Below are 12,507 nucleotides of genomic sequence, written 5' to 3'. Positions count from 1 at the left end.
GTTTCAGCCAAATAAGGTCAGTCGTGGCACGGGCTGGCATCATCCAGACGCAATTGCACTGAATGACGTCCCTGCCATGTGTTGATGTCCAGCTTGCCCGCCAGGTGAAACCGCTTGCCGCCGTGATTCATCAGCGCCGGACCCAACGGCCCGTCCATTGCGCCAAAGGCGATTCCCTCCAGACGCCCGCCCAGTCCATCGTCGGCACGGAACTTCAGATGGCCGCTGCCCACCACTTTGACAAAGCCGATGCGCACATCCGGCACCACGTAGCGCGGTCCCGGCGCCCCTTGGCCGAACGGCCCTGCGCGCTCCAGATCCTGCACCAGCTCCACCTGCGCCGCACCGGGCATCAGCAGGCCGTCCACACGCAGGTCCGCCGCGCCGCCTTCTCCGGCCCCCTGCTTGGCCAAAAGCGCTCCGAGCCGCTCCATCGCGGCCTCAAGCTTGCCTTCGGCCACGGTCAGCCCGGCGGCCATGCGGTGGCCCCCGCCCTTGATCAGCAGCCCTTCGCTGGCCAGTCGCTGCACGCAGGCGCCAAGGTCGACACCCGCGACCGACCGACCCGATCCCTTGCCCTCGCCGCCGTCCAGACCGATCACGATCGCGGGGCGGTTGGTCTGCTCCTTCAGGCGGGACGCGACGATGCCCACAACACCGGGATGCCAGCCTTCGCCCGCCGCCCAGACCAGCGGTCCGTCCAGCCCGCGCTCTTCGGCCTGCGCCAAAGCGGCCGCACGCACCGCAGCCTCGACCTCCCGGCGCTCTGCGTTCAGCTCCTCGAGCCGCGCCGCCAGGGCCTGCGCCTCCACCGGGTCATCGGTGGACAGCAGACGCGCGCCCAGATCAGCCGCACCGATCCGGCCACCAGCGTTCACGCGCGGCCCCAGAACAAAGCCGAGGTGATAGGCCTCCGGCGCGCGTTCCAGCCGCGCGGCATCCGACAGCGCCACCAGACCGGGCCGCGCCCGCCCGGCCATGACCTTCAGCCCCTGCTGGACCAAGGCCCGGTTCACCCCCTTCAGGGGCGCCACATCCGCCACCGTCGCAAGCGCCACCAGATCCAGCATCGCCATCAGATCCGGACCACGCTCACCGGCCAGCCGCAATTGCCGCCCGGCCTCCACCAGCATCAAAAAGACCACCGCAGCGGCACACAGATGCCCCAGCGCGCCATCCTCGTCCTGCCGGTTCGGGTTCACCACCGCGACGCAATCGGGCAAGGTCTCCCCCCCGAGGTGGTGGTCCAGCACAACCACATCCGCGCCCACGGCCGCTGCGATCGGATCATGCGACAAGGTCCCGCAATCGACGCAGACGATCAGATCATGGTCCTTGGCCAAAGCGGCCATCGCCGCATCGTTCGGCCCATAGCCCTCGTCGATGCGATCCGGCACATAAAGCGTCGCAGGCCGCCCCATCTGCCGCAGCCAGTCGATCAGCAGCGCCGCAGAGGATCCGCCATCCACATCGTAATCGGCAAAGACAGCAATCCGCTCACCGCGTTTCACCGCCGTCAGAAACCGCTCTGCCGCACGTTCCATATCTTTCAAGGATCGGGGGTCGGGCAGCAAATCCCGCAGCTTCGGCGAAAGATAGGAATCGCATTCCGCCAAGGGCACACCCAGCCGCGCCAGCAACGCACACAAAGGCCGCGCCAACCCGCTTTGCTGCGCGATCAGTTCCGCCTGCCGCTCCACGTCCGCGCCGGGGCCAACCCAGCGACGCCCCAAAAGGCTCTCTTCCACGTCCAGATAGGCCACGCGCATTCCCCTTCTGATCTCTCCGCAGGGCATATCCAAACCCCATCCAAAGCAAAAGGCCCCCGCGCTGCGCGGAGGCCTTCGTATCGGTGGACGGTCCCGTCTGCCGGTCAGCACACGGGGCCAAAGCGGCCGTCAGATCTTGTGCTCGAACGGGTTGCGATACTGCATCCGCCGCACGGATCCGGTCTTGGAGCGCATCAGGATGGTTTCCGTCTCGATCCAGCCGGGGCTGCGCTTGATGCCTTCGACGACAGACCCGTTGGTCACGCCGGTCGCGGCAAAGATCACGTGGTCGGTCACCAGGTCGTCGCGCGCGTAGATCTTGTTCAGATCGGTGATCCCGGCCTTCGCCGCGCGGCCCCGTTCGTCATCGTTGCGGAACAGCAGACGGCCCCACATCTGGCCGCCCATGCACTTGAGCGCCGCCGCCGCCAGAACACCCTCAGGCGCGCCGCCAGAGCCCATGTACATGTCGATGCCGGTCTTCTCGGTCTCGGCGCAATGCATGACACCGGCCACGTCGCCGTCGGTGATCAGCCGGATGCCAGCGCCGGTCTTGCGCACTTCGGCGATCATCGACTCGTGGCGCGGACGGTCCAGAATGCAGCAGGTGATGTCCCGCGTGGTGCAGCCCTTGGCCGCGGCCAGCGCCTCGACCCGTTCGGCAGGCGACATGTCGAGCGACACCACATCCACCGCATAGCCCGGCCCGATGGCCAGCTTGTCCATGTAGACGTCCGGCGCGTGCAGCATAGACCCGCGCGGACCCATGGCGATCACGGTCAGCGCGTTGGGCATGTCCAGCGCGGTCAGCGTGGTGCCTTCGAGCGGGTCCAGCGCGATGTCCACGCCGGGGCCCCCGCGACCCACTTCCTCACCGATGTACAGCATCGGCGCTTCATCGCGCTCCCCCTCGCCGATCACCACCACGCCGGAAATGTCGAGCTTGTTGAGCTCTTCGCGCATGGCGTTGACCGCAGCCTGGTCAGCGGCCTTTTCATCCCCACGCCCGATCAGGTCGGCGCTGGCGATGGCCGCTTGCTCTGCCACGCGGGCAAGGCCCAGAGACAGCATGCGATCATTGAAATCCTTGGGCTCGGGCATTTGGTCGTCCTTTGTAATAACTTTGACGAAGGCTTACCCCAGCCCCGTGACAGGGGGAAGACTGCCAGCGCTAACAGTTGCAAGCCAGATCGAAAGATGCGTCTGTCCGCGCGAAACGGAGCGTCGCCCAGGCGTTATTCGCGTGCGGGCATCGTGCGTATCAACCCTTGCAACAGCAGACCCACCATTGCGCCGTTGAGAATATGCCACATGAAATGCGTGCCCATAGGCAGCAAGGCGCAGAACCGCAGATCCACGGTGCGCAGCACCAGCGACATGGCGAACACGGCTGTCGCGGCCAGGGCCCATCCACGGATCGGGTGGCGTCTTTGCCAGCTGAGCACCGCAAAGACACACAAGGCCACCAGCGCGGGCAGGTACTGGCCCGACCCGTTCAGCGGGTCCGCTGCCGCCTCTGCGCCCGCGTCCGTCGACGTCGCCAAGGACAGCACAACGATCGCCGCCGCCACGGCGGCCACTATGCGCAAAAGCTTCCCCGGTGCCACGCCGCCCAGCAAATGGACCGCCGCGAGGACGTACAAGGCCACGAAAGACCAGATCGGGATCACATCGGCATATTCCGACCAGCCATTGGCGAAGACATGGAACAACCACGACCCAAGCCCGATCAAAGCGGCCAGCCCCAGCAGCACGACCACCACCGGGCGCAACTGGCCGCGCGCCCGCGCGACATACGCCCCGTATAGCGCAGCCAGCGGGAAGGCGAGGTTGCTCCACGCGTTTAACGGCTCGCTCCACAGGCCGGTGCCGGCCCGCTCGCAATACAGATCAATGGGTGCGGACCAATCCATCGGACCTCCTCAAGCGCACAACACACTGCGCGACCGTAAAATGAAAAAGGGCGGGGAAATCCCCGCCCTGCAAGCCCTCAGACCTGTTCGATCCGCAACGCCACAGGCGTATCGGATATGACACCGGTGGTCGACATCCGCGCCAATGCGTCGTCCAGCGCCGCCCGCGTCGTCTTGTGCGTGACGATAAGCACCGGGGCGCTCTCGTTGACGTGGTCGTACTGGCGCATCCGGTTGATCGAAATCCCGGCCTCGCCCAGCGCGGTAGCGACTTTGGCCAACGCGCCGGGTTTGTCCACCAGACCCATGCGCAGGTAATAGGGCGCGGCCACCGCCGCCTGCGCCGGCACCGATTTTTCCAAGGTCGCGGCAGGCTGGCCAAAGGTGGTCATCCGCAGACCGCGCGCAATGTCCATCACGTCGCCCATCACCGCGCTGGCAGTGGGGCCTTCGCCCGCACCGGCGCCGCGCAGCACGATCTGGCCCACCTGATCGCCCTCGATCACCACCATATTGGTGCCGCCCTCAAGCTGCCCCAACGCTGAATTCGCAGGCACCAGACAGGGCGCCATGGACTGCTCCAGCCCCCGGCCGGTCATGCGCGCCACGCCGAGCAACTTGATCCGGTAGCCCATATCGGCAGCCTGACGAATATCGTCGGTGCTGACCCGCTGGATGCCTTCAAGCTCCACCGCGTCGAAATCCACCTGCGTGCCAAAGGCGATGGAGGACAGCAGCGCCAGCTTGTGCCCCGCGTCGATCCCGCCCACGTCCAGATTAGGGTCCGCTTCGAGGAACCCCAGCTTGTCCGCCTCGTCAAACAGCGCGTTGTAGCCCTGCCCCGTGGCCTCCATCCGCGTCAGGATATAGTTGCAGGTGCCGTTCATCACGCCCATCACACGGGTGATGTCGTTGCCGGCCAGACCTTCGGTCAGCGCCTTGATGCACGGGATGCCGCCTGCGACGGCGGCCTCGAACCGCAGCACCGCGCCGTTGGCCTCTGCCAGTTCCGCCAGCGCCTGCCCGTGATGCGCCAAAAGCGCCTTGTTTGCGGTCACCACGTCCTTGCCCGCCTTCAAAGCGGCCTCGACCGATGCCTTCGCCGGGCCGTCGCTGCCGCCCATCAGTTCGATATAGATGTCCACATCATCGCGGGTTGCCAGCGTCACGGGATCGTCTTCCCATGCGTATTGCGTCAGCGACACACCGCGATCCTTGTCCCGGTTGCGGGCAGAGACAGCGACCACTTCGATCCGGCGGCCAGAGCGCGTCTCCAGCATGGCCGCTTTCTGGCGAACGATTTTCACAACACCGGCACCGACGGTCCCCAGACCGGCAATTCCAAGGCGCAAGGGGTCTGACATGGGGCGTTCCTCCGGGACAATTGGCCTGATGCGCCCCCGTTACCGCCAAGTGCTGCGCCCTGCAACAGGGGGAAGCGCCAAGCCCCGCGCCCACGACGTCGCAGCCACGCTCAAAGCTGCTGCTGGCGCAACTCCTCGGCACGTTCGCGCAGCAAGCGCAGCCTGCGCGCGACCGCATCTTCCTGCGCCACATCCCGGCGCGACAACCGGTCTGCGCGGGACTTCAACCCGCCGACCCGGCCCTCGACCTGCTCAATGACCTCCACCGTGGCATTGGGCGCAGTCGGCTGTCCCACCACCCCCTCCAGCGGAATCAAATCCGGATAGGGGGCCTGTGCCACGCCTTCCGACTGCACCGTCTCCAGTTCCGGAAACTGTGTGCAGGCGGTCAAAGCCACCACGGGCAAGGACCAAAGGAGATCACGTATACGCATCATCCCCCCGTCATGCCGCATCCCGTGCGCTCGCACAATCCTATGATGACGCCACCTGCGACGCCTGACGCGCCTTCCGCTTGATCTGAACACTCGTTCATATAATCTGCCTGCATGGCGCGCACCCAAGGTTCCCACGCAGAAATCACCGGCCCTCGCATTCAGGCTGCGGCGCAACGGCTGTTTGCCGATCACGGCTATGCCGCCGTGTCCATGCGCCAGATCGCCGGGGAAGTCGGGCTACAGGTGGGGGCGCTCTACAACTACACGCCCGACAAACAGGCGCTGCTGGTCTCCCTGCTGGAGGGCCACATGCACGACCTGCTCGACACATGGGCCGCGCTGCCGCAGACCGTTGAGCCCATGCAGAACCTGGAATCCTTCGTCCGCTTTCACATCGCGTTTCATATGGCGCGCCCGCAAGCCGTCTTCATCGCCTATATGGAGCTGCGCAATCTGACGCCGGACAATTTCACCCGGATCGAAAGCCTTCGCCGCCGTTACGAGGACGCGCTGACCACCATCCTCGACCGGGGCCGCGCCACCGGGGACTTCCATATCGACGATGCCAAGCTCACGACCTTCGGCATCATCGCCATGCTGACCGGCGTCACCACGTGGTATCGTGACGGCGGGCGCCTGACGCCCACCGAAGTTCAGGACCACTATTGGAACATGGTCCGCCGCGCCGTCACAGCCTGACCCACAGGCCCTTCCGGCCCTGTCGCCTGCCGGTAAACGGTGCAGGGCGTGCCCCTTGGTGGCGGCGCGCCTAGGCGGCGCCACCCTCATCCCGCTCAGCGCTTTTGCTGAACCGTTTCAAGGTATTCGACCAGTGCCACCAGCTTGCGCGGCGTCGGTGTCTGAATGCCATCGCCGCTGTCGAACGGCACCAGATCGCCCTCAAGCAACGCACCGAACTCCGGCATTCCCGGCCCCGTCATGTCAGAGCGCGCGTAACCGTCCACGATCGACATGATCTTTGCCCGGGGAAAGGTGTCCTTGTGGCGCAGCTCGATCAGGGTCAGATCCTTTGGCGCCTTCTCCAGACGGCGGGCCAGCGGGCCGTTGCCCTTGGCATCCTCGCCGTGACAGACTGCGCAGTTTTCCATGAACAGCGCCTGTCCGTCCTGCGGTCCGGGCATCTCGCCCGCGCCGTCTTCCATACATCCGCTCAGCGCCACTGCGCCCAATGCTGCCAGAATAAATGCCCGCATGCCTCGTCTCCTTCTTTTGACACCTGTGATGCCTTCACGCGGCACGCGAAGCAAGGCCTTAGCCCTGCAACGCCTGAAGGTAGCTCAGCAAGTCCGCCATGCGCGATGTCGTGAGATGCCCCGCCGCCCCCGGTTCGGCCCACTCCACCAATGGCCCATCCATCGCCATGGCAAAGCTCGGCGCAATGCCGCGATGGTAGGGGCCGGGCGTCATGTTCATCCGTGTGCTCACATACCGGGCCGGAAACACCCCGCCGTTGCCGCGCGCCAACCTCGTCAGATCTGCGGGCCGCTCCGCCGTCATCACCGCCAGGGGACCGTCGCCGCGCCCCTGTGCGCCGTGACAGTCAGAGCACCAATGCGCATAATTGCGCCCCCCGGCAAAATTCAGCCCTGTGGGCGCGATCAGATCGGGCACGACCGTCCTTTGCGGTGCGACCATCGTCAGCGCGGCCGGGGCTGGCCCCGTCCCGCTCAGCGTCACCGGCGCCTCGGGCTGGGCGCGAAACAGCCCACACCCCGCCAGCATCGCAACGCCCGCCAACAGCGCCCCGCGCTTCATCCAAATCGTCATCTGTCGCCCCTCCCTGCCCGGCCTCTGTTGGGCCGTCTGCCACAAGGCGCGTGACGCAGGCCGCCTGTCCCGCCACCCTGTCAGACACGGACGCCGAAGACACTCTTGCCTGATCCTGCCAAAACTCCAGCCGTGTTAGAAAGGAATTTCGCCCTCTGGCTGTTCGCTTTGCAACCCAGAGTGACAGAAATCACGCCATCCAAGCCCGTTCACGGCAACCGCCTCGTCCGAGACCCTGCACAGGCCCCTTGCCTGCATCCACCGGACCCCACGCCCATCTCCCGCGACACACGCAATCAACCGATGACGTGCGCCGGGCACGTCCGGTGCCCCGCAAGTCACCGTAGGCATACGCACGCCTTGCTGTTTGTCCGGGCCAGCCTTACCACCTCCCCCGACGACACAGCGGTGGCGCAGCCCTCCACCACCTTTCACACATCCTGACCAGCAGGAGCATCCATGACCTCTGAAATGGCCCCCTACGCCCTGACCATGCTGCTTGCCGGGATCGGCATCCCCACGCTGGCGGCGCTGAATGCCGCCCTCGGGCAGCACCTCGGCAACCCGATTGCCGCCGCCGTGGTGCTGTTTTGCGTCGCGCTGGTGCTGTCGCTGATCGTCTGGGCCGTGACCGGCGCGGGCAGCATGGGCGCCGTGCTCAGCGCCCCGCGCCACCTGCTGGGCGGCGGCGCCTTTGTCGCGTTCTACGTGCTGACCGTGACCTTCATCGCGCCGCGCTTCGGCGTCGGCAACGCGGTGTTTTTCGTGCTGATCGGGCAGTTGATTTCCGCCGCCGCCATCGACCACTTTGGCCTGTTCGGCGCGCGGCTGTCGCCGCTGACCTTCACCCGCGCCACGGGCATCACCGTCATGGCCGTGGGTGTCTGGATCACGCAAAGGGCCTGAGGCCCCAGTCTCGACAAGGCCTCAGCCCTGCGTCAGATAGCCGTTGCCCATCCGCACCTGCCGGTCCATGCGCGCCGCCAGTTCAAGGTTGTGCGTCGCGATCAGCGCCGACAGGCCCGTCTCGTGCACCAGGGTCATGAGCGCGCCGAACACCCGGTCAGAGGTCTCGGGGTCGAGGTTCCCGGTCGGCTCATCCGCCAGCAGCAGCTTTGGCTCATTCGCCATGGCCCGACAAAAAGCGACGCGCTGTTGCTCGCCGCCGGACATGGCCGCCGGGCGGTGCGAAGCGCGGTGCGCGATGCCTACGCTGTCCAACAGCGCCAGCCCACGCGCCTCCGCCGCCTGCTTTGACACGCCGTTCGCCAGCTGCGGCAGGGCGATGTTTTCCAGCGCCGAGAACTCCGGCAGCAAGTGATGGAACTGGTAGACAAAGCCCACCTCCGCCCGCCGCACCTGTGTACGCCGACGGTCGGATTTGTCCTCCAACTGCTCGCCCGCGATTTCGACCGTGCCGCGATCGGGCGTGTCCAACAGCCCGGCGATGTGCAGCAACGTCGACTTGCCCGCCCCGGACGGCGCGACCAGGGCCACCACCTCGCCCCGCTGTACGGTCAGGTCACAGCCGCGCAGCACGTTGACCTCATTTGGTTTTCCGTGGTTGTAGGCTTTTTCGATGCCGGTCAGGCGCAGAACGGTGTCACTCATAGCGCAGGGCCTCCACCGGGTTCAGCCGCGCCGCACGGCGGGCCGGAAAAATCGTCACCACAAAGGACAGGCCCAGCGACAGGATCACCGCCGACATGACATCGGCCAGTTGCAGCTTGGCAGGCAGGAAGTAGATCCCGCGGATCGACGCATCCCACGCCCCTCCCCCCGACATCCAGTTCACCAGTCCAAAAATCGGGTCAATATAGAGCGCGAACAAGCAACCCAAGATCACGCCCATCAGCGTGCCGATGATCCCGGTGAACGATCCGCAGATAAAGAAGACGCGCATCACCGCCCCTTCGGTCAGCCCCATGGTCCGCAGAATACCGATGTCGCGCCCCTTGTTCTTTACCAGCATGATAAGCCCGGACACGATGTTCATCGTGGCAATCAGCACCAGCACCGACAGGATGACGAACATCACGTTGTCCTCCATGTCCAGCGCCTTGAGGAACCCGCCCGAGGCATCCTGCCACGTCCACAGCAACGCGCCCGTGCCCGCCGCCTGCGCGATGGCAGAGACATAGGTTTCCACCTGTTCGGGATTTTCGACGATGACCTCCAGCTCATCGGCCACGCCCTCGCGGTCGAAATACAGCTGCGCCTCGTCGAAGGGCATGTAAACCCGTGTGCGATCAATGTCGTAGCGCCCGGCGGTAAAGATATAGCGCACCTCGTAGCTCTTGACCCGAGGCGACACGCCAAACGCCGTCTTGACCCCGTTGGGCGAGATCAGCTTGACCATATCGCCAAGCCCCACCCCCAGCTCCATCGCCACGCCGGACCCGATGGCCAGCCCCTCGCCGAAACTCTCGATATCGCCGCGCCCGGTTTCCGGGTCGGCGATGCGCGGGATGGCCTTCAGGTCGTCCAGACCGATGCCGAACACCTCGACCCCGGCGTTGTTGCCCTCGGCGGAGGCCATGACCTGCCCCTTCACCAGCGGCGCCACGCGGGTGACGCCCTCGACCTGCCGCACGGCCTCGGCCATGCCTTCGTAATCGGGCAAGGTGCGCGTGTCCTGCCCCGCCTCATCGGCGCGGGTCACATGGTACACCGTCACATGCGCATTTGCGCCCACGATGGTATCGACGAATTCCGCCCGAAACCCGGACCGCACAGCCAGCGTCGCAATCAAGGCAAAGACCGCCAGCGTGATGCCGATCAGGCTGATCCAGGTCATGACCGAAACCCCACCCTCGGCGCGTTTGGCGCGCAGGTAGCGCCAGGCGATCATCCATTCAAACGGCGCGAAGGGCGGCGGATTGCGCATGGGGGCGTGACTTTCTTTATGGCTGCTCGGCCGAGTTCTCTGGCCGGAAACTGGCCTTTTGCCCCCGGAGGGTCAAGTTGATCAAAAGCATATGGCGATAACCTGCAAGGAGATACCATGAAGCTCTTGGTCATTGGCGCCACCCGCGGCATCGGCGCCGCCGTGGTCACAGACGCCCTCGCGCGCGGCCATCAGGTCCGCGCGTTTGCCCGCAGCGCCGACAAAATCGACCCCGCCGAGGGGCTGGAGCCCATATCCGGCGACGCCACCGACCCGGAGGCGCTGAAACCCGCGCTCGACGGTGTGGACGCGGTGGTGCTGGCGCTGGGGATCAAGGAAAGCCTCAGCATGTTGTGGCAGCGCGTCACGCTGTTTTCCACGGCAACTCAGGCACTTGTGCCTCTCATGCAGCGGCTTGGGCCAGACCGGCTGATCGCCGTGACCGGCATTGGCGCGGGCGACAGTGCCTCCGCGCTCTCCGCGCCCGAAAAGCTGGGGCATCAGTTTTTTCTGTCAGAGCCGTACAAGGACAAATCCCGGCAAGAAGAGATCATCAAGGCCTCGACCCTGCGCTGGACCATCGTGCGTCCGACCATCCTGACCCACAACAAGGCCTCGCAACACTATCGCGTGATGGAGGAGCCGTGCACCTGGCGGATGGGCATGATCAGCCGCGCGGATGTGGCGGATTACATCCTGAACGCGCTCGAGGATGACAGCACAATCGGCAAGGCGCCCGTCCTCGCCCGCTGAGCCGTATGCACGAAATGCCGCACTGCCACGTGGCAAACCGCTTGCGCTGCCCGGTGTGGCCCGCATAAATCGGGCCATGACCGGACCTCGTTACACAAAGCTCGCCGCAGCCCTGCCCGCCACCGTTCCCTTCGTCGGACCGGAAGAATTGCAACGCAAACGTGGCGCGCCCTTTCGTGCCCGCCTTGGCGCGAATGAAAGCGTCTTTGGCCCCTCGCCCTTTGCAGTGGCGGCCATGCAGGACGAGGCGGGCGAGATCTGGAAATACGCTGACGCCAGCCACGAAGAGCTGAAGGCCGCGCTGGCCCAACAGCTTGGCATGACGGCCGCGAACATCCTGATCGGTGAAGGCATCGACGGGCTGCTGGGCTACGCCGTGCGCCTGCTGGTCGAACCCGGCGATGCGGTCGTGACCTCCGACGGGGCCTACCCCACCTTCAACTACCACGTGGCGGGCTTTGGCGGCACGTTGCACAAGGTACCCTACGCCGATGATCGCGAGGACCTGCGCGCCCTGGTGGCCAAGGCGCATGAGACGGACGCAAAGATCGTTTACCTCGCCAATCCCGACAACCCGATGGGCACTTTCGTCAAAGGGTCAGAGATCGCGCAGGCGCTGGACAATCTGCCCGAGGGCTGCACGCTGATGCTCGACGAGGCCTATGTTGAATTCGCGCCCTCCGACGCTGTGCCGCAGATCGCCGCAGACGATGACCGCGTCATCCGTTTCCGCACGTTTTCAAAAGGCTACGGGATGGCAGGCGCGCGTGTCGGCTATGCCATGGGCCACCCTGACGTGATTAAATCCTTCGACAAGATCCGCAACCATTTCGGCATGAATCGCGCGGCGGTGGCCGGGGCGCTGGCCGCGCAGCAGGATCAGGAATGGCTGCACGAGGTGATTGCCCTCGTCAAACACTCGAAGGCCGAGATCACCCGCATCGCCGCCGACAACGGGCTGACCTGCGTTCCCTCCGCCACCAATTTTGTCGCGGTGGACTGCGGCGCGGATGGTGACTTCGCGCGCAAGGTCCTGGCGGAATTGGCGGAGGACGGCGTTTTTGTCCGTATGCCATTCGTGGCGCCGCAGGATCGCTGCATCCGCATCAGCGCTGGCGCGGCAGACGATATGGCAGTGCTGGCAGAGGCGCTCCCCAAGGCACTTGCCCGCGCCCGCGCAAAGGTGTGACACCCCTGTAAGGCCGGGCGCATGCGGTCCGGCCAACGCTTGCGGACCGTCTGTTCCGGCAGCGCAGCGCCTCGGTTAACCCACTGTTTATTATTTTTTGGCTATCGTGATCTGACAACGGCCGCTTTCGCTATATTGTCTTGGAGACACATCAGACCCAGGCATCAACACGCGGGAGCACGGCCATGCCACATCACCCCCAACCGGTCGAGGATTACATGACCGCAAATATGTTCCTGCTCGCCATCAACCTCACTTGGGTCTTTATCGCCGTCTGGTCGGTGTGGGGTCTTGCCCCGATCCTGATTATTTCAGCTTTGCTGAACCATATGATCTCACGTCTCGATCACCACCGCCGCCAGCGGGACGAAACCTTGGGCACGCCCGCCGACACGATGTAAGACCAG

General features: G+C 65.3%; 14 protein-coding genes. 5 read left to right on the top strand and 9 right to left on the bottom strand.

Features of this window, described 5'->3' with window-relative positions; all coding sequences use genetic code 11:
- Positions 1–17 precede the first annotated feature (17 nt).
- The 5 genes from recJ to J4E08_RS09185 all read right to left on the bottom strand — a co-directional run bounded on the left by recJ (position 18) and on the right by J4E08_RS09185 (position 5,480).
- The gene (recJ, locus tag J4E08_RS09205) at positions 18–1,769 is read right to left on the bottom strand and encodes a single-stranded-DNA-specific exonuclease RecJ (RefSeq protein ID WP_349538221.1); all 1,752 of its coding nucleotides are present in this window, start codon (positions 1,767–1,769) and stop codon (positions 18–20) included.
- Between the two features lie 129 nt (positions 1,770–1,898).
- A complete protein-coding gene (gene glpX, locus J4E08_RS09200) occupies positions 1,899–2,870 on the bottom strand; it encodes a class II fructose-bisphosphatase (protein WP_349538220.1) in 972 nt (323 codons plus the stop codon).
- A 134-nt stretch (positions 2,871–3,004) separates the two neighbouring features.
- Positions 3,005–3,682 carry a ceramidase domain-containing protein gene (locus J4E08_RS09195; protein ID WP_349538219.1) on the bottom strand — a complete coding sequence of 226 codons (678 nt, stop codon included), beginning with the start codon at positions 3,680–3,682 and terminating at the stop codon, positions 3,005–3,007.
- A gap of 77 nt (positions 3,683–3,759) precedes the next feature.
- Positions 3,760–5,046 (bottom strand): homoserine dehydrogenase, encoded by a 1,287-nt coding sequence (locus tag J4E08_RS09190; protein WP_349538218.1) that lies wholly within the window; start codon positions 5,044–5,046, stop codon positions 3,760–3,762.
- A gap of 110 nt (positions 5,047–5,156) precedes the next feature.
- Positions 5,157–5,480, bottom strand: coding sequence for a hypothetical protein (locus J4E08_RS09185; RefSeq protein ID WP_349538217.1), 324 nt, complete (start codon positions 5,478–5,480; stop codon positions 5,157–5,159).
- Between the two features lie 114 nt (positions 5,481–5,594).
- On the opposite strand from J4E08_RS09185, the gene J4E08_RS09180 reads away from it, so the two are divergent.
- Entirely contained in the window at positions 5,595–6,182 is a 588-nt protein-coding gene (locus J4E08_RS09180) for a TetR/AcrR family transcriptional regulator (RefSeq protein ID WP_349538216.1), read from the top strand.
- Between the two features lie 95 nt (positions 6,183–6,277).
- Here the strand turns inward: J4E08_RS09180 and J4E08_RS09175 are convergent, their stop codons facing one another.
- On the bottom strand, positions 6,278–6,697 hold the full coding sequence (locus J4E08_RS09175; protein ID WP_183963456.1) for a c-type cytochrome: 420 nt from the start codon (positions 6,695–6,697) through the stop codon (positions 6,278–6,280).
- Between the two features lie 58 nt (positions 6,698–6,755).
- Entirely contained in the window at positions 6,756–7,271 is a 516-nt protein-coding gene (locus J4E08_RS09170; protein WP_349538215.1) for a hypothetical protein, read from the bottom strand.
- Positions 7,272–7,742: 471 nt separating this feature from the next.
- On the opposite strand from J4E08_RS09170, the gene J4E08_RS09165 reads away from it, so the two are divergent.
- A complete protein-coding gene (locus J4E08_RS09165; RefSeq protein WP_183964073.1) occupies positions 7,743–8,177 on the top strand; it encodes a DMT family transporter in 435 nt (144 codons plus the stop codon).
- Positions 8,178–8,198: 21 nt separating this feature from the next.
- On the opposite strand, the gene J4E08_RS09160 is transcribed toward J4E08_RS09165, so the two are convergent.
- Both J4E08_RS09160 and J4E08_RS09155 read right to left on the bottom strand, forming a co-directional pair.
- Positions 8,199–8,882, bottom strand: a complete 684-nt coding sequence (locus tag J4E08_RS09160; RefSeq protein ID WP_183963460.1) for an ABC transporter ATP-binding protein — start codon at positions 8,880–8,882, stop codon at positions 8,199–8,201.
- Complete coding sequence (locus tag J4E08_RS09155) at positions 8,875–10,158, bottom strand: lipoprotein-releasing ABC transporter permease subunit (protein ID WP_349538214.1); 1,284 nt, start codon at positions 10,156–10,158, stop codon at positions 8,875–8,877. Before J4E08_RS09155 ends, J4E08_RS09160 begins: the two co-directional genes overlap by 8 nt.
- 117 nt (positions 10,159–10,275) lie before the next feature.
- Here J4E08_RS09155 and J4E08_RS09150 point away from each other — a divergent pair, with 117 nt between their 5' ends.
- The 3 genes from J4E08_RS09150 to J4E08_RS09140 all read left to right on the top strand — a co-directional run bounded on the left by J4E08_RS09150 (position 10,276) and on the right by J4E08_RS09140 (position 12,501).
- Positions 10,276–10,911, top strand: a complete 636-nt coding sequence (locus tag J4E08_RS09150; protein WP_349538213.1) for an NAD(P)-dependent oxidoreductase — start codon at positions 10,276–10,278, stop codon at positions 10,909–10,911.
- Positions 10,912–10,987: 76 nt separating this feature from the next.
- Positions 10,988–12,100: a pyridoxal phosphate-dependent aminotransferase gene (locus J4E08_RS09145; protein ID WP_349538212.1), complete on the top strand. Its 1,113-nt coding sequence runs from the start codon at positions 10,988–10,990 to the stop codon at positions 12,098–12,100.
- A gap of 185 nt (positions 12,101–12,285) precedes the next feature.
- Positions 12,286–12,501, top strand: a complete 216-nt coding sequence (locus J4E08_RS09140; protein ID WP_349538211.1) for a histidinol phosphate aminotransferase — start codon at positions 12,286–12,288, stop codon at positions 12,499–12,501.
- Positions 12,502–12,507: the final 6 nt, after the last annotated feature.

The sequence above is a fragment of the Sagittula sp. NFXS13 genome (genome assembly GCF_040148795.1).
GTDB classification, from domain to species: Bacteria; Pseudomonadota; Alphaproteobacteria; order Rhodobacterales; family Rhodobacteraceae; genus Sagittula; species Sagittula marina.
Note: the sequence above shows the minus strand (reverse complement) of the source record. Positions and strands in the feature narration are given on the sequence as shown.